The organism is Marinobacter sp. THAF197a, from assembly GCF_009363275.1.
Taxonomy (GTDB): domain Bacteria; phylum Pseudomonadota; class Gammaproteobacteria; order Pseudomonadales; family Oleiphilaceae; genus Marinobacter.
This window is the reverse complement of sequence record NZ_CP045324.1, coordinates 1,659,490-1,684,414: the sequence shown is the minus strand read 5'-3', so window position 1 is coordinate 1,684,414 and position 24,925 is coordinate 1,659,490. Positions and strand designations below refer to the sequence as shown.

At 58.1% G+C, this 24,925-nt stretch carries 18 protein-coding genes; 8 read left to right on the top strand and 10 right to left on the bottom strand.

Going from position 1 to position 24,925, the window contains the following annotated elements; all coding sequences use genetic code 11:
• Positions 1-52 precede the first annotated feature (52 nt).
• A complete protein-coding gene (malE, locus tag FIV08_RS07820) occupies positions 53-1,252 on the bottom strand; it encodes a maltose/maltodextrin ABC transporter substrate-binding protein MalE (RefSeq protein ID WP_061330977.1) in 1,200 nt (399 codons plus the stop codon).
• A 263-nt stretch (positions 1,253-1,515) separates the two neighbouring features.
• Here malE and FIV08_RS07815 point away from each other — a divergent pair, with 263 nt between their 5' ends.
• Positions 1,516-3,345, top strand: coding sequence for an alpha-amylase (locus tag FIV08_RS07815; RefSeq protein WP_152437919.1), 1,830 nt, complete (start codon positions 1,516-1,518; stop codon positions 3,343-3,345).
• Entirely contained in the window at positions 3,345-4,229 is an 885-nt protein-coding gene (locus FIV08_RS07810) for an aldo/keto reductase (protein ID WP_172972258.1), read from the top strand. Before FIV08_RS07815 ends, FIV08_RS07810 begins: the two co-directional genes overlap by 1 nt.
• Before the next feature lie 2 nt (positions 4,230-4,231).
• Here the strand turns inward: FIV08_RS07810 and FIV08_RS07805 are convergent, their stop codons facing one another.
• From FIV08_RS07805 to edd, 3 genes are read right to left on the bottom strand one after another with little or no spacing between them, the layout of a single operon-like run.
• Complete coding sequence (locus FIV08_RS07805; RefSeq protein WP_058089501.1) at positions 4,232-4,834, bottom strand: uracil-DNA glycosylase family protein; 603 nt, start codon at positions 4,832-4,834, stop codon at positions 4,232-4,234.
• Between the two features lie 42 nt (positions 4,835-4,876).
• Entirely contained in the window at positions 4,877-5,842 is a 966-nt protein-coding gene (locus FIV08_RS07800; protein ID WP_152437918.1) for a glucokinase, read from the bottom strand.
• Complete coding sequence (edd, locus tag FIV08_RS07795) at positions 5,839-7,659, bottom strand: phosphogluconate dehydratase (protein WP_152437917.1); 1,821 nt, start codon at positions 7,657-7,659, stop codon at positions 5,839-5,841. The genes FIV08_RS07800 and edd overlap by 4 nt, the downstream gene beginning before the upstream one ends.
• A gap of 163 nt (positions 7,660-7,822) precedes the next feature.
• Between edd and gap the strand changes: the two genes are divergently transcribed.
• Together gap and pyk are read left to right on the top strand one after the other, a co-directional pair.
• Complete coding sequence (gene gap, locus FIV08_RS07790) at positions 7,823-8,827, top strand: type I glyceraldehyde-3-phosphate dehydrogenase (protein WP_152437916.1); 1,005 nt, start codon at positions 7,823-7,825, stop codon at positions 8,825-8,827.
• Positions 8,828-8,849: 22 nt separating this feature from the next.
• Positions 8,850-10,298 (top strand): pyruvate kinase, encoded by a 1,449-nt coding sequence (gene pyk, locus FIV08_RS07785; RefSeq protein WP_058089497.1) that lies wholly within the window; start codon positions 8,850-8,852, stop codon positions 10,296-10,298.
• Between the two features lie 81 nt (positions 10,299-10,379).
• Here pyk and FIV08_RS07780 read toward each other — a convergent pair whose 3' ends face one another.
• The 3 genes from FIV08_RS07780 to zwf are packed head-to-tail and all read right to left on the bottom strand — an operon-like array spanning position 10,380 to position 13,264.
• Complete coding sequence (locus tag FIV08_RS07780) at positions 10,380-11,030, bottom strand: bifunctional 4-hydroxy-2-oxoglutarate aldolase/2-dehydro-3-deoxy-phosphogluconate aldolase (RefSeq protein WP_058089496.1); 651 nt, start codon at positions 11,028-11,030, stop codon at positions 10,380-10,382.
• 52 nt (positions 11,031-11,082) lie between these two features.
• Positions 11,083-11,796 carry a 6-phosphogluconolactonase gene (gene pgl / locus FIV08_RS07775; protein ID WP_152439613.1) on the bottom strand — a complete coding sequence of 238 codons (714 nt, stop codon included), beginning with the start codon at positions 11,794-11,796 and terminating at the stop codon, positions 11,083-11,085.
• On the bottom strand, positions 11,789-13,264 hold the full coding sequence (gene zwf, locus FIV08_RS07770) for a glucose-6-phosphate dehydrogenase (protein ID WP_058089494.1): 1,476 nt from the start codon (positions 13,262-13,264) through the stop codon (positions 11,789-11,791). Before zwf ends, pgl begins: the two co-directional genes overlap by 8 nt.
• 204 nt (positions 13,265-13,468) lie before the next feature.
• Here zwf and FIV08_RS07765 point away from each other — a divergent pair, with 204 nt between their 5' ends.
• The 4 genes from FIV08_RS07765 to FIV08_RS07750 all read left to right on the top strand — a co-directional run bounded on the left by FIV08_RS07765 (position 13,469) and on the right by FIV08_RS07750 (position 19,808).
• Positions 13,469-14,341, top strand: coding sequence for a MurR/RpiR family transcriptional regulator (locus tag FIV08_RS07765; RefSeq protein WP_058089493.1), 873 nt, complete (start codon positions 13,469-13,471; stop codon positions 14,339-14,341).
• Positions 14,342-14,609: 268 nt separating this feature from the next.
• Positions 14,610-15,935, top strand: a complete 1,326-nt coding sequence (gene lamB / locus FIV08_RS07760; RefSeq protein ID WP_058089492.1) for a maltoporin LamB — start codon at positions 14,610-14,612, stop codon at positions 15,933-15,935.
• Positions 15,936-16,159: 224 nt separating this feature from the next.
• Positions 16,160-19,318, top strand: a complete 3,159-nt coding sequence (pulA, locus tag FIV08_RS07755) for a pullulanase-type alpha-1,6-glucosidase (protein ID WP_152437915.1) — start codon at positions 16,160-16,162, stop codon at positions 19,316-19,318.
• Between the two features lie 61 nt (positions 19,319-19,379).
• Entirely contained in the window at positions 19,380-19,808 is a 429-nt protein-coding gene (locus FIV08_RS07750) for a hypothetical protein (protein WP_152437914.1), read from the top strand.
• A 70-nt stretch (positions 19,809-19,878) separates the two neighbouring features.
• On the opposite strand, the gene FIV08_RS07745 is transcribed toward FIV08_RS07750, so the two are convergent.
• From FIV08_RS07745 to lon, 3 genes are all read right to left on the bottom strand, one after another.
• Positions 19,879-21,732: a SurA N-terminal domain-containing protein gene (locus tag FIV08_RS07745; RefSeq protein WP_152437913.1), complete on the bottom strand. Its 1,854-nt coding sequence runs from the start codon at positions 21,730-21,732 to the stop codon at positions 19,879-19,881.
• Positions 21,733-21,877: 145 nt separating this feature from the next.
• Positions 21,878-22,150 carry an HU family DNA-binding protein gene (locus tag FIV08_RS07740; protein WP_008174603.1) on the bottom strand — a complete coding sequence of 91 codons (273 nt, stop codon included), beginning with the start codon at positions 22,148-22,150 and terminating at the stop codon, positions 21,878-21,880.
• Between the two features lie 237 nt (positions 22,151-22,387).
• On the bottom strand, positions 22,388-24,805 hold the full coding sequence (gene lon / locus FIV08_RS07735) for an endopeptidase La (protein ID WP_106695493.1): 2,418 nt from the start codon (positions 24,803-24,805) through the stop codon (positions 22,388-22,390).
• Between the last annotated feature and the right edge of the window lie 120 nt (positions 24,806-24,925).

Here is a 24,925-nt window from a genome sequence, read left to right as displayed (position 1 = left end):
CGGCATGACAGGCCGGGCAGGCGTTACCCTGCCACGGCACAATCACAGGCGATCAGCGGGTAATGCGCTGGGCCGCGGAGTTGAGGGCGTCTTCCACGGACTGGCGTCCAGAGGTAATGTTCTGAAGTGCCGGCCCCATGGAAGACCAGAACGCACCCATGGCCGGTACGTTAGGCATGGGCTCACCCAAGCGGGCGTTCTCGAAGGTAGCCTTGATGTTGTCATCGGAGGACAGTTCCTCCATGAATTCCCTGTTGGCCACAGCACCCAGGGGAACATCGTCGTTCACCATCTTCAGGCCTTTCACCGACAGCGCGTAGTTCTCAAGGAACTCAACGGCCAGGTCCTTATTGGGGCTTGCAGAATTCAGAGTGGCGGCCATTACACCAACCATGGGCTTGCCAGGTTTGCCGTCAATCGCCGGAATGGTAGCCACCCCAAAATTGATACCGCTCTTGCGGAGGTTGGCCCAGGCCCAGGGGCCATTGATCATCATCGCCGTCTCGCCTTTGTTAAACGAGGATTCCATGGCACTGTAATCTGCCCCACGGGGCATGACGCCCTCCTCGATCAGCATCGCCAGGGCCTTGGCACCTTTCATGGCACCGTCGTTGTTCACGCCGGTATCCTTCACATTAACGCTACCGTCGCCATTCTCGCCAAAGATATAACCGCCAGCGGCGGCCAGCATCGGCCAGGTGAAGTAGGTGTTGTTGTAATCCCACAGGATGGCTCGCTTGCCATCCTCTGCCAGTTTCTTGTGAATCGCGGGGATGTCTTCAAACGAGGCGGGCGGCTCCGGCAGCAAATCCCGGTTGTAGATCAGGCCGATGGACTCAACGGCCATCGGGTAGCCGTACATCTTGCCGTCGACGGTGACGGCTTCCCAGGTAAAGTCGTAGTTGGCATCAATGACATTCTGGGAGGGCTGGATTTCAGAAATAATGCCGCTCTGCGCCCATTCGCCGAAACGGTCGTGGGCCCAGATGAAAATGTCCGGGCCGTTTCCGGTCGCGGCCGATTGCTGGAACTTGTCGGTGGCGCTGTCCGGATGAGCCACCTCCACCGGAATGCCGGTCTCTTCGGTGAACCAGTCGCCCACCTCCTGCAGGCCGTTGTAGCCTTTGTCACCGTTAATCCAGATCAGCAGTTTGCCTTCTTCAATACCCGCGAATGCGGGTGATCCGGCGCCCAGGGTGGCGGCCATTACCGAAGCGGCGAGCGTGCTGCGAATAAAAGTTCGACGATTCATCAGGTCTTTCCTCTGTGTGTTCCTGCCTTTTTGTTCTTGTCCGGCCTGCCAAGAGGTCGCCTGGCCGGGCTTGCCGCAAAACCTTCTTTTGCGAGTGTTCAAACTGTGTTGCAAATCCGGGGAATAAGCATCACCCCTTATATCATTCCCCGAGGCGTAGAACGGGGGAGTAGTAGGGAGTAGAAAATTCCTTCTACCCGTTACCCCAGGACTCTGGTTTGATGTGCCCAACAACAACGACAATCCGACCTGGAGTCATTGCCATGGTTCACATTACTTCGCCGCTCAAACGCCCGCTTCTGCTGTCTGCCTTTCTTGGGCTTGCTGGTTGTGCCACCACTGTCGACGGGCCGGCTCAGGCCATTCCCGGCCCTCCGGCGCTCAATGATAGCAACGTTTTCTGCGAGGCTTCCCGGACTGAGTTGGTAATTCCGGTCGGCGGGGCCTTTGCCGAGGGCTCTCTGGTGAAGGATTTTTACACCGGCAACACCGCCCGCGTTCGCGATGGCCAGGTCAGGATGACTCCAGACGATAACGCCGAGGGTCTTCTATTGCTGGAGCCGGTAGACGAGACGGTACACGCCTTTACCTGGGCTGGCGCCACCGTCTACTTCGCGGTGACCGACAGGTTTGCCAACGGCCGCGCCGATAACGACATCAACTATGGCCGGCAGAAAGACGGAAAAGACGAGATTGGCACCTTCCATGGTGGCGATTTCGCCGGCCTGACCCAGAAACTGGATTACCTGGCTGATCTGGGCGTCAACGCCTTGTGGATTACCCCACCCTTCGAGCAGATGCACGGATGGGTTGGCGGCGGTGATCGGGGCGACTTTCGGCACTACGGCTACCATGGCTACTACGCCCTGGACTTCACGGTACCAGATGCGAATTTTGGCACCCGGGAGGAATTCCGGACGCTGGTGCAACAGGCCCATCAACGGGGTATCCGGGTGGTCATGGATGTGGTGATGAACCACCCCGGCTACAGCTCGCTTCAGGATATGCAGACCTTTAACTTTGGCGCCCTGCACTCGGGTTTTGAAAAGCACCTGCCGGAGCACTGGGGTGACTGGCGCCCGGAGTCCTGGGAAAACCATCATGCCTATCACGCCTTCATCGATTACGATCACGCGGACTGGCGTAACTGGTGGGGCAAAGACTGGGTGCGGGCCGGTATCGCCGATTACGACACGCCACCCAGCGCATCCGTCGACCCGGTACGTGGGTCCCTCGCCTTTCTGCCGGACTTCAAGACCGAATCGACCAACCCCGTGGAGCTGCCCGTCTTCCTGCGCAATAAAGAGAGCAGCCGGGCGGAACACCTGGACAACGCTACTGTTCGCGAGTATCTGATTACCTGGCTCACGGATTGGGTAAGGGAGTTCGGTGTTGACGGTTTTCGCGTAGACACGGCCAAGCATGTAGAACCCGACGCCTGGCGTGAACTGAAAGCGCGGGCGCAGGAGGCCCTGGACGATTACCGCGAGAGACACCCGGACACTGCCCTGCCCTCCGAAGAATTCTGGATGGTCGCCGAAGTGTTTCCGCACTCGGTTCGCAAGACCGGCTACTTTGACGCAGGCTTTGATGCTGTCATCAACTTCGATCTGCAGGCAGAGGCCAAAGCAGGCGCCCGATGCCTGCAGGCCATGGAGCCAGTCTACCGCGAATACGCCGATAAGCTGCACGGCGATGACCCGTTCAACGTGCTGAGTTACATTTCGTCCCACGACACCAAACTGTTCGCCCAGATTGCCGGTGATGACAATACGCTGAAAAAACGCGCGGCCGCTGCCCTGTTGTTCACGCCAGGGGCAGTCCAGCTGTTCTACGGTGACGAGTCCGGCCGTGCCTTTGGCCCCACCGGCTCTGACCCTCATCAGGGCACCCGCTCTGCCATGAACTGGCAGGCCATAGAGGCTGGTGAGGTTTCCGACATCCTGAACCACTGGCGCACCCTGGGTCAGTTCCGCCAACGCCACCCCGCCATCGGTGCCGGGGAGCATAAGCTGATCAGCCAGCAACCTTATGTGTTCTCACGACAGCATGGGGATGACACGGTGGTCATCGCGTTCGGGAGCGGGAATTGATGCAAACAGCCGGGCCCGAATATCTCAAACAAACGCCTCTGGTTGTCGGATTGATGCGCCTTCTGGAACATCGGGAGCTGCACTCCCCTGGGGCTCTGGCCGACTGGATTACACAGTGCCTGGACGATGGCCTTGAGGTGTTTGACCATGCCGATATCTACGGTGACGGTGAATGCGAACGCCTGTTTGGCCGGGCCCTGCGGGCAACTCCCCACCTGAAGCACAAGGTAAAACTCATCAGCAAGGCCGGTATCGTGCTGAAACATCAGGACACAAGCCCCTGGCGGAGCAAGCACTACCGGGCGGAGGCAGGTTATATCAGCGCCGCCATTGACGCGTCGCTTCAACGATTGCAGGTAGACCAGCTACACACCTTCCTGATCCATCGGCCCGACCCGTTGCTGGAAGCGCCGGCCCTGGCCAGGGTGCTTGAGCAAGCCGTCGAGTCCGGCAAGGTCGGGCATATCGGTGTGTCCAACTTTTTGCCGGAGCAATGGCGATGGTTACAACAGAACACCCATCTCCCGCTGGTCTGCAACCAGTCCGAACTGTCTCTTGGCCACCCGCAACCACTCTTCGATGGTGGCCTGGAAGCCATGCTGTCTGACAGGCTACGCTGGCTTGCCTGGTCACCGCTGGCCGGCGGCAAGTTGCCGGAACGCATTCCAGAGCAACTGCTTACCAACGCTCAATGGGAAACCGGTCTCTGTGAGACGGGGCTGGCCATCGCATGGATTCGGCAACTGCCCGGCGCACCGATTCCGGTGATTGGCTCGCTCCGTTCAGATCGGCTTCAAGCCGCTTCGCGGGGCGCCCAGGCTGATCTGCCCCGGGGGCTCTGGTATGCCTTGCTCGAAGCGGTGCAGGGAAACCCGGTCCCCTGAGCTCAGGCAGTCGCAAGCAACCTTCTGACACGTCCCTGAAGCGCCGGAATCACGTCCTTTTCAAACCAGGGGTTACGGCGCAGCCAAAGATTGTTGCGGGGACTGGGGTGCGGCATGGGTAGCTGCTGAGGCCAGTAATGACGCCACTGTTCCACATTAGCGGTCACCTTTTTGCTGCCGTCGGGCAGATGCCAGGCCTGGGCGTACTGACCGATCAACAGGGTCAATTCGATGTTGGGAAGACGAGCCAGAAGGGCCTCCCGCCAGGTATCCGCGCACTCCGGGCGCGGAGGCAGGTCACCGGATTTGCCGGTGCCCGGGTAGCAGAACCCCATCGGAAGAATGGCCAGCTCCTTCTCGTTATAGAAGGTGTCCCGGTCGATGCCCATCCAGCCCCGGAGCCGATCACCACTGGGATCATTGAAAGGCAGGCCCGTTTGGTGAACCTTGCGCCCGGGGGCCTGGCCGACCACCAGGATGCGAGCCGATTCACTTAATTGCACCACAGGGCGCGGCCCCTCCGGCAGTACCTCGGCACATAGCGTGCAGGCACGCACACGGGCAACCAGTTCGGGAAAGGAAAGATGGTCCAGATTGCCTGGCATACTGTGGCTCTCCGTTTGCCTGCCCGACGCCATTTCTGGCCTTTAAACCTCCGGATTCGACAGGGCCTCGGCGGCGCCAAGCAGTCCGGTATAAGGCTCCGTAACCACGTAAACGGGCGTGGATTCCAGAAGGGGTCGCATTCTGCCCTTGTCCTCGAACCCGTTCCGGAATGGGCTTTCCAGAAAGAACTCGAGGATACGTGGGAGAATGCCCCCGCATAGGTAAACACCGCCCAGACTACCCAGCGTCAGCACACCATTGCCAGCCACCCGGCCAAGAATTTCACAGAAATGACGAAGGCTTTCCCTGGCCAGAGCATCTTCGTTGGCCACGGCTGCCGCGGTGATTCTCTCCGGGGAATCCAGAGCTGCGGGTACACCCCGGATTTCCGCATGGGCCTGATACAGATTCAGCAAACCCTGACCGCACAGAATACGCTCCACCGACACCCGGCCGAACCGTGCCCGGAGAATCCGCAACACGTCCATTTCCAGGTCATCCGTCGGTGCGTAGTCCACGTGTCCGCCTTCGGTCATCAAGGGCACCCAGCCATTGTTGATGGGCACCAGCCCCGACACGCCCAAACCCGTGCCCGGCCCCATCACCAATCGGGGCCGGCTGGGGTCTCCCGGGCCACCACAAACGTGTACGAGATTGGCTTCCGGCACATGGGGCACGCCCAGGGCCATGGCGGTAAAGTCGTTGATGACCTTGAACGCCGACCAGGAAAACTGCCGGCGAATCTCTTCGGTATCGAAGCGCCAGTGGTTGTTGGTCATTCGAACCTGAGTACCACGGACCGGGGATGCAACCGCCAGGCACGCCTGACCAACTTCCTCGACCCCGACGCGCTGAAGGTAATCCACCACGGCACAGTCCAGGTTTTCGTAGTCACGGCAGGCAAGCACCTCGATTTCCCGGGGCCGCACGTCGCCCTGCGCCACCAGAGCAAAGCGCGCGTTGGTACCCCCAATATCACCGACCAGTGAATACAGCTTGTCTGTCATGACTCGTGATTCCAGAAAAAGCTCGCCCCCTGTTCCGGATTGCTGGCCGACCGACGCAGCCAACCGAACAGCTCCCGGCCAAACCCGTGATGATAGCTGCTAATGTCCGCTTTTTCAGGCTCACGGGCGGCAAGCTCCTGATCAGTGAGTTCAATACTCAAGGTGCCTTTGACGGCATCCAGGCGGATGAGATCACCGTTGTGCACCCGCGCCAGCGGGCCGTCGTCCAGAGCCTCAGGGTACACATGAATCGCCGCCGGCACTTTACCGGAAGCCCCGGACATCCGCCCGTCGGTCACCAGGGCCACTTTGAAGCCACGATCCTGGAGCACCCCGAGGTAAGGCGTCAGCTTGTGCAATTCCGGCATGCCATTGGCTTTCGGACCCTGGAAGCGAACCACAACCACACAGTCTTTATCCAGATCACCGGCCTCAAACGCAGCCTTCAGTTCGTTCTGCTCATTAAACACGACGGCGGGTGCCTCAATCACATGATGCTCCGGGGCAACCGCAGATACTTTGATCACCCCCCGGCCAAGGTTGCCGTCCAACACTTTCAGGCCACCGTCAGGGGCGAAAGGCTCAGCCGCGCTGCTCAGCACATCCGGAGCCAGGCTTTTCTCAACGGCGGGCTTCCACACCAGGCGCTCACCTTCCATCTCAGGCATCTGAGTGTAGCGCTCCAGTCCCTGCCCCACGACGGTCTGCACATCGTTATGCAGATAGCCGCCCTCGAGAAGTTCCCGAATCAGGAACGGCGTGCCGCCGGCTTCATGGAAAGCGTTGATATCTTCCTGCCCGTTCGGATAAATACGGGTCATGGACGGCACCACCGACGACAGCTCCGAGTAGTCGTTCCAGTCAATGATAATGCCGGCGGCGCGGGCGATCGCAATCCAGTGAATGGTGTGATTGGTGGAGCCACCGGTCACCAGCAAGGCCACCAGCGCGTTGACGATGGCTTTCTCATCCACCATGTCGGCCAGCCCCAGATCTCCGCCGTGGGGCCTGGACAGCTTGATCACCTGTTCGGCGGCGGCACGGGTCAGCGAGTCCCTCAGCGGCGTGCCCGGGTTGACGAATGCCGAACCCGGCAGATGCAGCCCCATCACCTCCACCAGTAACTGATTACTGTTGGCCGTGCCATAGAAGGTGCAGGTACCCGGGCTGTGGTAGGACTTACTTTCCGCTTCGAGAAGCTCATCCCGGCCAATTTTACCCTCTGCATACAGCTGGCGGATGCGCTGCTTCTCTTTATTCGGAAGCCCGGACGGCATTGGGCCGGCGGGAACCAGAATGGTGGGCAGGTGACCGAAGCTCAGGGAGCCAATCAACAGCCCCGGCACGATCTTGTCACAGATCCCCAGTAACAGCGTGGCATCGAACATATTGTGGCTCAGCGCCACCGCCGTGCTCATGGCAATGGTGTCGCGGGAAAACAGGCTCAGCTCCATGCCCGGCTGGCCCTGGGTAACGCCGTCGCACATGGCGGGCGTGCCGCCGGCGAACTGGGCCACCGAGCCCATACCGCGAGCCGCCTCACGGATAACGTCCGGGAATGTCTGATAGGGCTGGTGGGCAGAAAGCATATCGTTATAGGCCGAAACGATCGCCACATTCGCCTTGTTCATAAACTTCAAGGTGTCTTTGTCCTGCTGACCACAAGCCGCAAAGCCGTGAGCCAGATTGCCGCAGGACAAGGTGCTGCGATGCGGAGATTGCTCCTTCAACGTGGTCATTCGAGCCAGATAGTCCTGCCGGGTAGGCCGGCTGCGTTCGATGATCCTGTTCGTGACCTTGGTAATGATGGGGTGCATGGCAGACTCCGTGATTTCACTTATGTTTTGCTATATGACGTAAGTTTACTTACTTTTTTTCATCATTACAGCCAATCGACATTCATTTATGAAATTTTTGTTGTTATATTTACTACATCAATCCTGAAGACTGAACAAAAAACCGACAACAAGGAGTCTGGTCATGACTATCCGCATCGCCATCAACGGATTTGGGCGTATTGGCCGCAACATCCTGAGGGCCGTTTACGAAAATAACTACCGAAATCAACTACAGGTAGTCGCCATCAACGATCTTGGCGACGCCGAAACCAACGCTCACCTATTCAAATACGACAGTGTACATGGCCGATTTGCCGGTGTGGTCAGTCACGACGCAGAATCGCTGACCGTCAACGGCGACCGTATCGCCATTACCGCCATCCGCAACCCGGAAGACCTGCCCTGGAAAGACTACCACGTGGATGTGGTGTTCGAGTGTACCGGGCTGTTTACCAACCGGGACAAAGCCGCCGCACACCTCAACGCCGGCGCCCGGAAGGTGATTATCTCCGCCCCATCCGCAGACGCAGATGCCACCGTTGTCTATGGCGTCAATCACCAGGAACTGACTGCCAGGCACCAGATCATTTCCAACGCCTCCTGCACCACCAACTGCCTGGCACCGGTGGTGGCTGCCTTGCACAACACCGTGGGTATCGAGAGTGGCCTGATGACCACCATCCACTCCTACACCAACGACCAGAAACTGAGTGATGTTTACCACTCTGACCTGTACCGGGCCCGGTCTGCCACCCAATCAATGATCCCCACCAAGACCGGTGCTGCCGCTGCCATCGGCAAGGTTATCCCGGACCTGGACGGAAAACTCGACGGCCTGGCCGTTCGGGTTCCTACCATCAATGTGTCGCTGGTGGATTTCGGATTTATTGCCAACCGCAACACCAGCGTAGCCGAGATCAACGAAGCCGTCCGCGCCGCCGCGCAGAACAGCCCGATACTCGGCTACAATACCGAAAAGCTGGTCAGTATCGACTTCAATCACAACGCCCTGTCCAGCGTGTTTGACGCAAATCATACCCGGGTCATCGGCCGTCATGTAAAAGTCATGGCCTGGTATGACAATGAATGGGGCTTTTCAAACCGCATGCTCGACAACGCCATCGAGCTTATGAAAGCCGCTCAGTAACACCCAATAAAGGATCCACATCATGCTCAGGCGCACCAAAATTGTCGCCACACTCGGCCCCGCTACCGATACCCCGGAAGCCTTGGCCGCCATTATTGCAGCCGGGGTAGACGCCACCCGGCTTAACTTTTCTCATGGCAGTGCTGATGAGCATATCGCCCGGGCCCGACGGGTAAGAGAAACAGCTGCAGCCCAGGGGCGCTTCGTTGCCTTGCTGGCCGACTTGCAGGGCCCGAAACTGCGAATAGCAAGATTTGCTGAGAACAAAGTTATTCTGGTGGCCGGCCAGACCTTCGTTCTAGACGCCGCCATGGACAAAGAGGCCGGCACCAATGAGCGGGTCGGCATCGATTACGAGCAACTGATCGAGGATGTAGAACCGGGGGACATTCTGGTCCTGGATGATGGTCGCATCGAAATGGAAGTCCAGAGCGTGGATGGCCACAGCATCACATCCCGGGTTCTGATTGGCGGCCCGCTTTCTAACAACAAGGGCCTGAACAAACGGGGAGGCGGCCTGTCTGCCGAAGCCCTCACCGACAAGGACAAACAGGACATCGTCACTGCAGCCCGCCTGGGCGCGGACTATGTAGCGGTGTCTTTCGTTCGAACGGCCGATGATATGCACATCGCCCGGAAACTGCTACAAGACGCCGGTTCGGATGCCGGGCTGGTCGCCAAGATCGAGCGGGCCGAACTGGCCCATGACGAAGCGGCACTGGATGCCGTTATTCTGGCGTCCGACGCTGTCATGGTTGCCCGAGGTGATCTGGCGGTGGAAATCGGCGATGCCGAACTGGTTGGTGTTCAGAAACACATCATCTCCCGGGCGCGGGTATTGAACCGAGCGGTGATCACCGCCACCCAGATGATGGAATCGATGATCACCAACCCCATGCCAACCCGGGCAGAAGTGTCGGATGTGGCAAACGCCGTGATGGACTACACCGACGCAGTGATGCTGTCGGCGGAAACGGCCGTGGGCGACTACCCCACGGAGGCCGTTGAAGCGATGGTGCGCATCTGCCTTGGGGCAGAACGCCACCCTTCCATGCATCAGTCCAAGCACCGTATCCACGAGAGCATGGAGCGGGTTGATGAGGCCATCGCCCTTTCGGCCATGTATGCCGCCAACCATCTGGAGGGCGTTCGCGCCATCATCTGCATGACCGAAACCGGCGCCACTCCCAGACTGATGTCCCGCATCAAGTCCAGCCTGCCGATATTTGCTTTCTCACGGCACCACTCCACGCAACACCGTGTTGCCCTTTTCCGCGGGGTGCAAACCGTGCCTTTTGATTCCGCCAAGATTGCCAATGAGCAAACCAACGCCAATGCCGTTGCCGAACTCAAACGCAGGGGCGTGGTGAAGGAAGACGACCTGGTGGTGATTACCAAGGGTGATTACGTCAACGCCCAGGGCGGCACCAACACCATGAAGATTGTCCGTGTTGGAGCCGACATTCGCTAACGTTTGGCCTGAGCAAATCAGCCTGATAGCAAAAAGCCCACTCCTGGAAGTGGGCTTTTTCATGCCTGTGGGCAAACAACGTCACCTGAGCCGATCAAGACTGGCCCGCGCCACCTCGGTGATCACCTCCCACTCCCGGCGCTGGATCGCCTCCGCTGGCGTCAACCAGGAACCACCCACGGCCGCCACATTGGGCAGCGCCAGGTAGTCCCGCGCGGTATCCTGGTTAATCCCGCCAGTCGGGCAGAAGGTCACGTCCGGGAAAGGGCCCCGAAATGCCTTCAGCGCCGGCATACCGCCTGACACTTCAGCCGGAAAGAACTTGAATTCACGGTAACCCAACGAGTACCCCAACATCAGCTCGGAGACCGTGGCTACACCTGGCAATAATGGTGCCTCAGAGGTTAGCGCAAACTCCAGAATCGCCTCGGTAACACCCGGCGTAATCACGAACTGGGCACCCGCAGCCTCCACCTGCCGGTACTGGGCGATACTGGTTACTGTACCCGCACCAACCCATGCCTCGGGAATGGCTTTTCGAACCTGTTCAATGGCCCGCACCCCATGTTCGGTTCTCAGGGTAATTTCCAGCACCTTGATACCGCCATCCACCAACGCACGACACAAGGGAATGGCATCTTCCGGTTCATTGATGGCAATAACCGGCACCAGTGGCGAGGCACTGAGCACTGCCTGAACACGGTCTCTGTGATAATCGGAAAGTTGAGTCATATAGTTCTCCTGAATGCAGTTACTGACCGCTTTGTTTCGTACTGCCTCATCATCACGGACTCCAGAACACCTTCAGTCCAGGCTTGAGAAAGGCCCTGACCGGCATAGCCATAACGGCCTCCGGCCTGGCCATCGCTGCGGTCAGGGTATCCAGCTTGTCACTCCCCTTCAGGTGTAGGGCGGTATACCTGGCACCGGCCAGCACCGGACGCGTCAAGGTAATGCGCTGCTGGGCCTGGGACGGCGGGTTCATTGCCAGGACCAGATCCCTGGATTCCGGGTCCATGGCCTCTGGCAACTCCGGCGCATCCGGGAACAGAGACGCGGTATGACCATCATTCCCCATACCCAGGATCAACACATCCAGCGGCAGTTTCAGCCCGGCAAGTGCAGAGCGAACCCGTGGCAGGCCCTCCTCAGGCGTTGCACCAACCTGCTTCAGAGAAAGAAAGCTGGCATTAGCAGCCCTGTTCTGCAGCAGATTCTCACGCACCAGGGTGGTATTGCTGGCCGGATCTCCCTCGGGCACCCAACGCTCATCGGCCAGGAGCACATCCACCCGTGACCAATCCAGATCCACCTGTGAAAGTGCCTTAAAAAACGGCAAAGGCGTGGACCCACCGGAAACCACCAGGCTCGCCCTGTCAGCTCTCTCCAGACGCTGCACCAGAAAACGGGCAACATCAGTGGCAAGGGCTTCAGCCACCTGTTGAGGATCTTCCCCCGCCTCCAAAACCACGCCATCCGGCAGGCGAATATCAGGCATCTTCATACCAGCTTCTCCCATCCCGGGTAATCATGGCGATGGATGCCACCGGCCCCCAAGTTCCTGCGGCATAGCGTTTGGGTGGTTCGCCGCTGTCATGCCAGTTTGCAATAACCTGATCCACCCAGCGCCAGGCGTACTCAACCTCATCACGACGCACAAACAGGTACTGATTCCCCTTCATCACTTCCCACAGTAAACGTTCATAGGCATCAGGAATTCGGTCGGTTTCGAATGTCTCCGAGAACGTCAGCTCCAGCGGCCCCTGGCGAAGGCGCATACCTTTATCCAGTCCCTGGTCCTTGGTGAGAATCTTCAGGGACATGCCCTCATCGGGCTGCAGGCGGATAATCAGTTTGTTGTTGGCCAGGTGCTTCTGGTCTGGATCAAAGATGTAGTGGGGCGCGGGCTTGAAATGAATAATAATCTGGGACAACTTTTCCGGCAGCCGCTTGCCGGTGCGGATATAGAACGGCACGCCAGACCAGCGCCAGTTGTCGATCTCCGCCTTCAAGGCCACAAAGGTTTCCGTCTCGCTGCCCTTGTTCGCCCCTTCTTCTTCCAGGTACCCCGGTACCGGCTGGCCGCCACTGGTGCCTGCGGTGTACTGGCCACGAACCACATGGCTGCCCATCAATTCCGGGGTAATCTGCTTGAGCGCCTTGAGCACCTTCACTTTCTCGTCGCGAATGCTGTCCGCGGACAGATCCGCCGGCGGATCCATCGCAATCAGGCAAAGCAACTGCAGCAGGTGATTCTGGATCATGTCCCGTATCTGGCCGGCCTTGTCAAAATACCCCCAGCGCCCTTCGATACCCACGCTTTCCGCAACCGTAATTTCCACGTGGGAGATGTGATTTTGATCCCACTGGGAAGCAAAGAGGTTGTTGGCAAAGCGCAGGGCAATCAGGTTCTGCACGGTTTCCTTGCCCAGATAGTGATCAATCCGGAAGATCTGATTCTCGTTGTATACCTGACCCAACTCATCATTGATCACCCTGGAGGTTTCCAGGTCGTGCCCAATGGGTTTTTCAACCACAACCCTCGTCCGCTCATTGCAGCAACGGGTTGCCTCGAGATTGCGGGCAATCACACCGTACATTGATGGCGGAGTTGCCATGTAGACAATCAGCTGGTTATCCGGCTCGTCCCGCCAGTCCCGAAGCGCCTGGTAGCCCTCCGGGTCATTGAAGTCGAGACGCTGATATTCCACTCGCTGGAGAAAAGACTGCGCGATATCCGGGTCAAACTCTTCGGACTTCACGTGTTTTTTCAGTTTCTCCAACAGCTGTTCTTTCACCTTGTCCGTGCCGGCCTCGGTTCGCGCAACGGCAAGTATGCGACTGCCAGGCGCCAGCAGGCCCGCCCGTTCAAGTTGATACAGGGCCGGGAAGAGTTTGCGCTGGGCAAGATCCCCCAGCGCCCCGAATAGCATTAGGTCACAACGGGTAGCGGTACGGTTGACCATCGGTTCCTTCTCTCAGTTTAAAGCGACACCAGCCGCCTGAAAGGCATGATGTAGTAATTTTATAAAAATAATGACAGCTTGACCGGCATTTTCCAAGGGTATTTTTCATTAATTGATATTTTTACTACACCAAAAAGTTCCTAAACACGGTATAATCACTACAATTTCCAACAACGATGGCACACCCCGAGGGAGTACCCAAACATGGCCGCAAACCATGCGCACCGTGACGACAATCTGCTGGAAGACATTCAGTCCCGGCTCGACAGCCTGAACAAATCTGAACGCAAGGTTGCGGAAGCCATCCTTCGTGACCCCAGCGCAGCTACTCGTTACAGCATAGCTGCCCTCGCCCGCGCTGCCGATGTCAGTGAACCCACGGTGAATCGTTTTTGCCGGGGATTCTCGGCCACCGGGTTCCCCGACTTCAAAATCCGCCTCGCTCAGAGCATCGCCACCGGCACCCCCTACGTGGGCCAGAATGTCGAGCCAGACGACACCGTGGCGGAGTTCGCAGACAAGATCATGCTCAGCACCATCGCCAGCCTGGACAAAGCCCGCCAGTCCCTGGACCCCAAAGCACTGGGCACCGTCATTGACTACCTGATTCAAGCCAAACAGATCAACTTCTTCGGTATGGGTGGTTCGGCGTCCGTTGCCCTGGATGCACAACACAAATTTTTTCGCTTCAACATTCCGGTCACCTCTTACGACGACGCCCTGATGCAACGCATGGTAGCCGCCGGCGCCCAGGTAGGTGATGTCATCGTATTAATCTCCTACACCGGCAGAACCAAAGAGGCCGTTGAGATTGCCAAGGTGGCACGCGCCAATGGTGCCACCGTGATTGGCATCACAAATCCGGAATCTCCGCTGGCCGAATGCTGCACAGCGGTGCTTGGCGTAACCGCTCCGGAGGACACCGAAGTCTATATGCCCATGTCGTCACGCATTATCCACCTGACCGTGATCGACATCCTGGCAACCGGTGTGACACTCAAGCGCGGAAAGGATTTCCTGAGCCATCTCAAGAAGATAAAGGAAAGCCTCAAGGCAACCCGCTATCCGCTGGAGTAGTCACACATAGTACTCGCCTGAACCACTCAGACATCCTCCGGCAGGGGCGCAGCCATCTACGCCCCTCCTCCCCCCTGAAACTCACCCCCCAAATTCCCTGACTCGGAGGATGTACAAAGACCCGCCTTGAGGAACCATGAAATCCGGTTTCCCAATGTCTGATTGGCAGAAGCTGCAATCAAGGGAACCGGAAGCCTGACCGGGACCTAGGAACCGGAAATTCCGCTTCCCTGACATGCAAGAATGACAAAAACACAGGACTCAAACGATGCACAATAAAAAGCCTCTCTTCGCTAGCAAGCTCCCACTGGCAGCTGCCATCACCGCAGCGGTCATGGCAACACCGGCCATCGCGGTGGACTTCCACGGCTATGCCCGGGCAGGAGCCTCCACCAATATCGGCAGCGGCGGCGAACAAACCTGTTTCGGCAATGGCGCCAGCGGTCACTATGTAGGCCGCCTGGCTGACGAATGCGACACCTATGCCGAGCTGTCACTGGGCGACGAGCTGTTCAGCCAGGACGGCAAGACCTTCCGCATTGACTCCATGCTTGCCTACAGCGCTGAGCCCCAGGGCAACGATTACCAGGCACTGAATGGCGGCAACAACATCAGCGGTATCGACTTCGCCAACGAAGAAGTCACCCGCAACAACGCAGACCCCTTCGGCGGCGGTGAGATTGCCCTGAGACAGCTTTATGTGTCTGCCAAAAACGTCGTCGAGTCGTTGCCCGGCGCCACCCTCTGGGCCGGCAAACGCTTCTATCAGCGTAAAGACATCCACCAGATGGATCTCTTCTACGTCAACAACTCCGGCTACGGCGCGGGTATCGAGAACATCAAGGCAGGTGCCGGCCACCTGTCCGTTGCCTATACCAATGCCGACACCAGCGACGGTGATGGCCTGGTTCAGAACAACAAACTTGACGTTCGATACGCCTTCCCGGTAGCCGGCGGCCACACCCTTGAGCTGATCGGCATCTACGCCATGGCGGACCTGACCGACCAGCAGAAAGACGCCGGTATTGAAGACGAGAACGGCTATTTTCTCACCGCCGAGCTGTCTTCAGGTGTTATGGGTGGCTTCAACAAGTTCGCCGTGCAGTATGGCGCCGACTCCATGGGCTTCGCCAATGCCGAAGGCAGCAGTGGCGGGCGAGTGGATAACGGCAACGTTGCAGGCTACTTCGAGTCCAGCTGGCGCGTGCTCAACCACGGCGTGATCAAACTGGGCAGTAACTGGGATCTGGGCCATTCCGTTGTCTATGAGAAGGCCAAACCCCATGATGCCGGCGCCCGTGATGGTGAGCGCCTGAGCATCATCGCCCGACCGATCTACAACTGGTCAACCGTTATGAGTACCGCGATTGAGATCGGCTACAGCGATACCGACCGCCCCTGGTTCACCGAATCCCAGGATCTCGGGAAAGTGGCCATCGCCCAGCAATGGCAGGCCGGCCCTGGCTACTGGGCGCGCCCCGTTATCCGCGCTTACGCTGCTACCTTCTTCGGAGATGAAGCCGAGGCCGCACGCGGTGGCGAAGGCATTGATGGCGACATCCAGATCGGCGCCCAGATCGAAGCCTGGTGGTAAGGCTCTAAACTCCACACGCTCTACTTGGACCTCCTTCAGGGCCGGCATTTGCCGGCCCTTTTTTTGCCCCTCGCCCAATGACATCTACGCCCCGCTGCCACCCAGGGCTACGCCCCGAAAATCCGATCCCGGAGGGATGTTCTCGTGCACGCTTCACGCAACCATGAGGAAGATCCGGAACGGATCTTCCACCAACAAAAACAATTGGAAAGAGGATGTTGACAATGCCTGACCATAAACGGCTCACGGGTGGCATAGTGCTGACCCTTGCGCTGGCTCTTACCGGCTGCAACTCCGGCAGTAGCAGCGACTCTCCGGCCAACGGCGGAAATACCGGCGCTGACGGCCTGCTCGAACCCGGGGCCAACCAGGCCCTGCTCTATTACAAGCGACCAGATGCCAGCTATGACGGCTGGGGCCTGCACCTGTGGAACGACGCCGGCGCTGGCTGTGACGGCCTGGCCGATGGTGTGCCGACCGACTGGGACAACCCAAGACTGGCCGACGGCATCAGCGACACCTACGGCGCCTATTACCGGATACCCATGCGCGAAGCCGGGGACTGCCTCAACTTCATTGTCCACAAGGGTGATGAGAAAGATATTGGCGGCCAGGACCACCGCTGGCACTTCGGTGCGCTCGGCAACCGCATTTTCACCGTCAGCGGCAGCCAGCTGTTATCCAGTACACCGATCGAGACCGACGGTATTACCATTGCTGGCGCCAGTGCCCATTGGGTGGATCGCAACACCCTGGTATTCCGGGACACCGGAAATCTGCCACGGGTTGAACTTCGCTATGACCACAATGCCGGTATTAACGTCAGCGACTCCGACACCCTGAGTGGTGGCAACATAGTGGAACTGACACCCACCACGTTACCTGAAGCCAGTGCAGACAAGTTCCCCCACCTGGTGGATTGGCCGGCCTACGAGATCAACGCTGACAGCGAAACGATCAAAGCCGCGTTAAAAAGCCAACTGGTCGCCGCAGCCTATAACAGTAACGACGAGCTGGTAACCGCCACTGGCGTGCAGATCCCCGGGGTGCTGGATGATCTGTTTGCCTTTAGCGGAGAGCTGGGCGCCATCGTCGACGCAAGCTCCGTTACCTTTTCGGTCTGGGCACCAACCGCCCAGAACCTGAAGCTTCATGTGTTCGATGAAGCCGGAAATCTCCTGCCCGGATATCCGGCCGAGATGATCGAATCCGACGGGGTGTGGAGCCATTCAGGAAGCCGCAGCGACCTGCTGGAGATGTATTATCAATACGAAGTCTCCGTTTACCACCCGAGAACCGGCGCCATCGAAACCGCCCTGGTATCCGACCCTTACGCCCTCAGTCTCTCGGCGAATGGCCAGTACGCCCAGGTGGTGGACCTTGGCGCAGACTACAAGCCATCCGGATGGGACAGTCTTACGATTCCAGCGAGGTCAGCGCCGGAGGATGTCGTGGTGTATGAGGTGCACGTTCGCGATTTCAGCGCCACAGACGAAACCGTTGAGCCGTCCCATCGTGGCAAATACAAAGCCTTTACAGCCCCTTCTGATGGCAGTGTCGACAGCGTCGCACACCTGAAGACCCTGGCCGAGGCTGGTGTAACTCACCTGCACCTGTTGCCTGCCTTTGATATCGCCACCGTGAATGAGAACCCGAATCAGGTGGTCGATATTCAAGACGATTTCAACCGGCTGTGTGAGCTTTCCGAAGCGGCCGCCAGCGAGTTCTCTGAATACTGTGCAAGCGGGCAAACGATTCGCCAGGTTCTGGAAGGGTTTGACCCACTCACCGGTCACGCCCAGGCCCTGTACAACACGTTCCGCGACCTGGACAGCTTCAACTGGGGCTATGACCCGGTTCACTTCACCGTGCCGGAAGGCAGCTATGCCACAGAAGCCCAGGGCCCTCAACGCATTACCGAGTTCCGGGAACTGGTGATGGCAGCCTCCGACTTGGGCCTGAACGTGGTTCTGGATGTGGTCTACAACCATACCAATTCGTCCGGCCTTGCCGACAACTCGGTTCTGGACAAGCTGGTACCCGGCTATTACCACCGCCTGAACCCGGAAACCGGAGCCGTCGAGCAGTCCACCTGCTGTGAGAATACCGCCTCTGAGCACGCGATGATGGAAAAGCTGATGGTGGATTCCCTCGTTACCTGGGCCCGGCACTACAAAATATCCGGGTTCCGGTTTGATCTGATGGGCCACCACATGCTGAGCAATATGGAAAAGGCCCTGGCGGCGGTGCAGGCGGTCGATCCGGACACCTATTTCTACGGTGAAGCCTGGAACTTCGGCGAGGTGGCCAACAACGCCAGAGGCATTAACGCCATCCAGACCAACATGGCCGGAACCGGTATTGGCTCCTTCAACGATCGCCTGCGAGATGCCGTACGTGGCGGTGGGCCCTTCGATGGGGGTGATGCCATTCGGGCCAATCAGGGGTTTGCCAATGGCCTGTTCACCTACCCCAACGATCGGAACACAGGCAGCGAGGATGAAAGAAACCGGTTACTGCAGGTGAGTGACTGGATTCGTGTGGGCATCGCCGGCAGCCTGGCAGACTACCCGTTTGAGACCGCCACAGACGAGCTGAAAACCGCGGCCGAAATTGACTACAACGGGCAGGCCGCCGGTTACACGGCAGATCCCCAGGAAATCATCAATTACGTTTCCAAGCACGACAACCAGACTCTCTGGGACAACAACCAGTACAAAACCGACTACGCCGCCAGCACCCTGGAGCGGGCACAGATGCAGGTTGTTGCCTTGGCCGTTCCGATTCTCAGTCAGGGCATCCCGTTCCTGCATATGGGCTCCGAGCTACTGCGTTCCAAATCCATGGAACGGGACAGCTATGATTCCGGGGACTGGTACAACGAGGTGGATTTCAGCTTCCAGGCCTCCGCCTGGAATCGCGGCCTGCCCCGCCAGGACAAGGATGGCTCTAACTGGGACCTGATCACCGAGGTCATCACCTCCGCTGGCAGTCACGCCAACCCCACTCCGGCGACGATCAGCTACACCAGGGATCAGGTGCTGGAGCTGCTAAGGGTGCGCAAGGAAAGCCCACTGTTCCGGCTGCAGACCGCGGAGGACATCAAGAGCCGCCTCAGCTTCCTCAACACCGGCTCGCAGCAAACTCCGGGGCTGATCGCGTTCAGCCTGCTGGATGACGGTACCGCCGGTTTGCCGGAGCTGGACCCTGCCAATAACGAGATTGTGGTGGTGATCAACGCCAGCAACACCACCCAGACGCTGAACCACACCCTGGACGGGGATTTCTCCGTCAGGGCCGATACCTCCCCTGCCCAGTCTGCGGCTGCCGACGCTGGCGAGTTCCTGGTGCCCGGGCTCTCGGTTGCGGTATTTGCCCGCTGACCGGCGGGCCTCAACACAGCCGGCCATGCCGGCTGTGACCATTGATAACAAGGAGAACAACATGAAAAAAGTACTTGGCAATCTGGCGCTGGTCTCTGTGCTTGCTATGACCGGTTGTGCCACCACCGGTGGTGAACGTGACTATAGCCAGTCACTGTATCTGCGCGGGCAGTTTGCCTGGTGGGATGCCCTGCCCGAATACAAGGTCAAGAAGGTCGACACCGGCGTCTACCGAACGGAAATCGAATTAAAGGCTGACGGCCAACCCTATGAATTCAAGTTTGGCGATGCCAACTGGAGCAATGGGACCAACTGCGGTTACCTGTCCGAGAAAGACGACAAGGAAGTAACGCTCAACACGCCGGTTCGAGCGAACTGTTCAGCCGTGTTTGAGAACTTCCGTTTCACGCCACCGGAATCGGCGGTATACGGCTTTTATTTCGACGTCACCGGTGAGACTCCCACGGTGTACATCGAAAAAGCCAACTGATTCCCTAACACGTAAAAAAAGGGTGCCTGATCGGCACCCTTTTTTAATCACTCTTGATCACACCCGGGAATCAATCCCTGTCGACCTCCGCGGTGTTTCTCAGGTATTGCTGATAAGCCATGTACTCACGCTGGCCCTCGAGCTGGGTCAGGAATTGACGCAACTGCTGGTATTCAGCGCCATCTGTATCCACCGCACCTTCGTTTACGGCATCAACCAGAATGATCGCTGCTTCACGCTGGCCAACGGCTTTGGCCATGGAAGGATTACCTTCGTCCGGGCGTGGCATGGCAAAGGCACGCTGAACCACAAGTCGGCTCAGGTTAGCACCGTCTCGCCCCTGGTTCTCGAAACGCTGCCAGTCACCGGCATTCAGCGATTCGGGATCTTCTCCCGCCTCCAGGGCAGCCATCAGCTCATCCACTCTCGCCTCAAGCACCTGCCGGGTCTTGCGCGCTTCCAACATGGCGGCAATGTCGTCACGAACATCGGCCAGCTCACGCTGACGAGGCTCGAAATATTCGCGGACGCGAGCCACCACAGACGCATTGTCACCAACATCGATCAGTTCGGTATTGAAACCGCCCTGCAGTACGTCATCGGAAAACAGCTGACGCACCAGCCCGGCGTGATCGAAAGGCGCGGCTCCACCCTCCCGGGTTACCCCGTCCACTTCCCGCACGTCCAGACCAAGCTCTGCTGCAGGGCCCGCCAGATCGTCCGCCGCGTAGGCTGCGTCCGCCAACTGGGCACGCACTTCAGCAAAACGCTCGCTGGCACGGCTACGAGCCAGTTCATCACGCAGCTCGTCCCGCAACGACTCAAACGACGGCACATCGGAACGACGCACGCCCTCCAGTCGGATCAGGTGAATACCAAAGCTGGTTTCAACAGGGCCGGACACTTCACCGTCTTCCAGGGCAAAGAGCGCGTTCTCGAAGGCCTCATCGTAGACACCACGGCCGGCATAACCCAGGTCACCACCGTCACGGGCGGAAACCGTATCAGCGGAAAATTCCTCGGCCAGGTCCGCGAACGATTCACCTGCCTCCAAACGCTCCTGAATGGACGCGATGGTGGCTTCAGCGTCGCTACCGTCTTCAATCAGGATATGGGCAGCGCGCCGCTCCTCACGGGCGTATTCTTCGGCCTGCTCATCGTAAAAGGCCCGCAGGTCTTCCTCGGAGATTTCGATCGCATCCGCCAGGGCGCCCAACGACAGCGTAATGTATGCCGCGTTAACCTGCTCGGGCTCACGGAACTGATCGGCGTTGTCGTCGTAAAACGCCTGAATCTCTTCCTCGGTTACCGTAATCTGCTCAGACAGGGAGTCTGCGTTGACGGTCAGCACACGGAAATCGCGGGTCTGATTCTGGATACGTAACAGTTGTGCGGCGTTTTCACTGGCCACAATACCGGTCTGCGCGATGGACGCACGAATCTGGTTGACCACGTAGTTCTTCCGCATGTTCTCGCGGAATTCACCCACGCCCATGCCAACATTGCGCACAGTCGCCACAAACCGGTCACGGTTAAACTGACCGTCTACCTGGAACTGGGGCATCTGGGTAATCAGCGCATCGATGTCGGCATCCGACAGCTCCAGTCCCTGGGCCTGGGCGTCGAGGGTCAGCACCCGCTCCTGGATCAGGGATTCCAGCACATCCCGACGGATCTGATCTTCATCCAGCATGGAGGGATCCGGGCTGTCCATCTGCATGAGCCGCTGCTGTGTTTCCAGCTGCACGGTGCGCAAAAACTCCCGCTCGGTGATGGAGTCTCCGTTAACAGTGGCCACTTCCGGCTCACCGGAAAAACCGCCAACAATGGCGTCCATCCCCCAGATTGACAGAGAAATGATCAGAAGGCCGATAATAACCTTTGCAATAGTACCCTGGGCGTTATCCCGAATATCTTGAAGCATGTTGTTCCTGAATCCCTGTTCAAGGTCGTGCTGGTGTTATTGGTGAGGCGGCTGCACTTTAACGTAAAAAGGCGCACCCTGTCCGGAATGCGCCTTGAATTCTTGCGGCAGCTTTCGCAAGCGAAAGCTGCCAAAGAAAGAGCCTTTACTTAACGGCGTCTTTCAGGGCCTTGCCTGCTTTGAATCCAGGCACTTTAGAGGCCGGAATCTTGATTTCAGCGCCAGTCTGCGGGTTGCGGCCAGTACGGGCGGCGCGCTCTTTCACAGAAAAGGTACCGAAGCCGATCAGGGTAACCTGATCGCCTTTCTTCAGTGCTCCAGTGATGGAGTTGGTCATGGCATCCAGCGCACGGCCAGCTGCAGCTTTGGAGATATCTGCGGACTCTGCAATTGCATCGATAAGTTCGGACTTGTTCACACTAAACCCCTTCGATTTCAGGTTGAAGATGTTATAGGTCGGTTTGTTTTTCGAGGACGTTCCCGACTATCGCATATGCGGTCGGAGAATTCCATTCTTCAGTTTTCTTATTCCTTTCGGTAGTACACCGGTGTTCGGAATAGGCACTTACTGCGCGGGAGCCCTTGGTATTGGCTGCTTCACGGCGAAACAGTTATACCAACGGGCTCTCAGGCATGTCAACAACTCATCGGGGGTTTAATGTGTATTTATGCGCTCGGCAGCATCGCCGGCGTCGTCTCCGGCTTTCGACGAGGCGCCCTCTTTTGCCGAATCGGCGGTGCGCGGTTCCGGCTGGTAAGCCAGTGCAATGTCCAGAACCTCGTCAATCCACTTCACCGGACGAATCTCAAGAGAGTCTTTTATATTATCCGGTATCTCCTTGAGATCCCTGACATTTTCATCGGGAATAATGACGGTCTTGATGCCACCCCGATGGGCTGCCAGCAGCTTCTCCTTGAGCCCGCCAATCGCCAGAACTTTACCCCGAAGGGTAATCTCACCGGTCATGGCCACCTCGGCCCGGACCGGAATTTTGGTCAGTGCAGACACCAGCGCTGTGCACATGCCAATACCGGCACTGGGGCCATCTTTTGGCGTTGCTCCCTCAGGTACATGCACGTGGAGATCATGCTTTTCGTGGAAGTCATCGGCAATGCCAAGGCCAGAAGCCCGGCTGCGAACCACCGTCAGGGCCGTCTGAATCGACTCCTGCATGACGTCCCCCAATGAACCGGTCTTGACCACTCGACCTTTACCTGGGGTCAGAGCACATTCGATGGTCAACAACTCGCCACCCACCTGGGTCCAGGCAAGCCCGGTCACCTGACCAATCTCGTTCTTCTCTTCCGCCAGACCATACTTGAATTTCTTGACGCCGGAGTAGTCCTCCAGCATCTCGGGCGAGAGGGTCACAGAGGCCTTGTCGTTGGCCTCTACGTGCTCCCTGACCACTTTCCGGCAGATCTTGGCGATTTCCCGCTCCAGGCCCCGCACACCCGCCTCACGAGTGTAGTAGCGGATCAGGTCACGCAGTGTCTGTTCGGGAATCTTCAGTTCGTCCTTGCGCAAACCGTTCGCCTTGATCTGCTTGGGCAACAGGTAGCGCAGAGCGATATTGACCTTCTCTTCCTCGGTGTAGCCCGGAATCCGGATGATCTCCATCCGGTCCAGCAGGGCCGGCGGAATATCCATGGAGTTGGAAGTACACACGAACATCACGTCAGAGAGGTCGTAATCCACCTCCAGGTAGTGATCGTTAAAGGTGTGGTTCTGTTCAGGGTCCAGCACCTCAAGCAGGGCAGACGCCGGATCACCCCGGTGGTCCATGCCCATCTTGTCGATTTCATCGAACAGGAACAGAGGGTTCTTCACGCCAACCTTCGACAGCTTCTGCAAAAGCTTGCCTGGCAACGCGCCGATGTAGGTTTTCCGGTGGCCGCGAATCTCTGCTTCGTCCCGAACGCCGCCCAGGGCCATCCGGGTATACTTGCGGTTGGTCGCCTTAGCGATGGACTGCCCAAGCGACGTCTTGCCTACGCCGGGAGGCCCAACCAGGCAAAGCACAGGCCCCTTGACCTTCTTCACACGGCTTTGCACTGCCAGGTACTCAAGGATGCGCTTCTTCACCTCATCCAGGCCGTAGTGGTCCTTATCCAGGATCTCACGGGCCTTCTCCAGATCGTGACGCACGCGGCTGCGTTTTTTCCAGGGCACCGCCAGCATCCAGTCGATGTAACCCCGCACAACGGTGGCTTCCGCTGACATGGGCGACATCATCTTCAGTTTGTTGAGTTCTGTTTCGGTTTTCTTGCGCGCCTCTTCCGGCAGGCCCGCTTCCTCGAGCTTCTGCTCAAGCTCTTCGAAGTCGTTATTGCCTTCGCCCAGATTGCCCATCTCTTTCTGGATGGCCTTCATCTGCTCGTTCAGGTAATACTCGCGCTGGCTCCGCTCCATCTGTTTCTTGACGCGTCCGCGAATACGCTTTTCCACCTCAATCAGGTCGATCTCACCGTCCAGCTTGCCCAGCAGCAGGTCAACACGCTTGCGAACGTCCAGCGCCTCCAGCAGTTCCTGCTTCTCGGGAATACGCATTTCAAGATGGGCCGCCATGGTATCCACCAGGCGCTCCAGCTCCTGAATCCCCGTCAAGGCATTGGAAACCTCTGACGGCACCTTCTTGGAAAGCTTCACATACTTTTCAAACTCGTCCATCAGAGTCTTGGTGAGCACATCCTCTTCGCGCTCAGGTAAAGACTCTTCTTCCATCAGAATGGCCTGTCCTGACAGGAAATCACCCTCGGAAATATCGGTAATGCTGGCCCTGGCATTGCCCTCAACCAGCACCTTGACGGTACCATCCGGCAGACGAAGCATCTGCAGTACGGTGGCCAAAGTACCCATGGAGAATACATCCACGGCACCAGGCTCATCGGTTGAGGCGTCTTTCTGGGCGACCAGAAGGATTTCTTTGCTGCCCTCCATCGCGGCTTCCAGTGCCTGGATGGACTTCTCCCGGCCCACAAACAACGGGACCACCATGTGCGGAAACACCACTACGTCCCGCAGCGGGAGTAACGGGTAGTCTTGCACGGTTTCTTCAGATATACGGGTCATAGGGAATCCTCTGACAGCATTTTATTCAGCATATCACCCATCATTGGGGCGGCGGCGAAAATTGCAATCTTTTTACGAAAGGAACCGATGGGCAGGAACAGCATTCGGCTGTCATGAAAA

Coding starts and splice junctions, on each gene's coding strand:
- malE (WP_061330977.1), bottom strand. CDS start 1,252: ATGAATCGTCGAACTTTTATTCGCAGCACGCTCGCCGCTTCGGTAATG.
- FIV08_RS07815 (WP_152437919.1), top strand. CDS start 1,516: ATGGTTCACATTACTTCGCCGCTCAAACGCCCGCTTCTGCTGTCTGCC.
- FIV08_RS07810 (WP_172972258.1), top strand. CDS start 3,345: ATGCAAACAGCCGGGCCCGAATATCTCAAACAAACGCCTCTGGTTGTC.
- FIV08_RS07805 (WP_058089501.1), bottom strand. CDS start 4,834: ATGCCAGGCAATCTGGACCATCTTTCCTTTCCCGAACTGGTTGCCCGT.
- FIV08_RS07800 (WP_152437918.1), bottom strand. CDS start 5,842: ATGACAGACAAGCTGTATTCACTGGTCGGTGATATTGGGGGTACCAAC.
- edd (WP_152437917.1), bottom strand. CDS start 7,659: ATGCACCCCATCATTACCAAGGTCACGAACAGGATCATCGAACGCAGC.
- gap (WP_152437916.1), top strand. CDS start 7,823: ATGACTATCCGCATCGCCATCAACGGATTTGGGCGTATTGGCCGCAAC.
- pyk (WP_058089497.1), top strand. CDS start 8,850: ATGCTCAGGCGCACCAAAATTGTCGCCACACTCGGCCCCGCTACCGAT.
- FIV08_RS07780 (WP_058089496.1), bottom strand. CDS start 11,030: ATGACTCAACTTTCCGATTATCACAGAGACCGTGTTCAGGCAGTGCTC.
- pgl (WP_152439613.1), bottom strand. CDS start 11,796: ATGCCTGATATTCGCCTGCCGGATGGCGTGGTTTTGGAGGCGGGGGAA.
- zwf (WP_058089494.1), bottom strand. CDS start 13,264: ATGGTCAACCGTACCGCTACCCGTTGTGACCTAATGCTATTCGGGGCG.
- FIV08_RS07765 (WP_058089493.1), top strand. CDS start 13,469: ATGGCCGCAAACCATGCGCACCGTGACGACAATCTGCTGGAAGACATT.
- lamB (WP_058089492.1), top strand. CDS start 14,610: ATGCACAATAAAAAGCCTCTCTTCGCTAGCAAGCTCCCACTGGCAGCT.
- pulA (WP_152437915.1), top strand. CDS start 16,160: ATGCCTGACCATAAACGGCTCACGGGTGGCATAGTGCTGACCCTTGCG.
- FIV08_RS07750 (WP_152437914.1), top strand. CDS start 19,380: ATGAAAAAAGTACTTGGCAATCTGGCGCTGGTCTCTGTGCTTGCTATG.
- FIV08_RS07745 (WP_152437913.1), bottom strand. CDS start 21,732: ATGCTTCAAGATATTCGGGATAACGCCCAGGGTACTATTGCAAAGGTT.
- lon (WP_106695493.1), bottom strand. CDS start 24,805: ATGACCCGTATATCTGAAGAAACCGTGCAAGACTACCCGTTACTCCCG.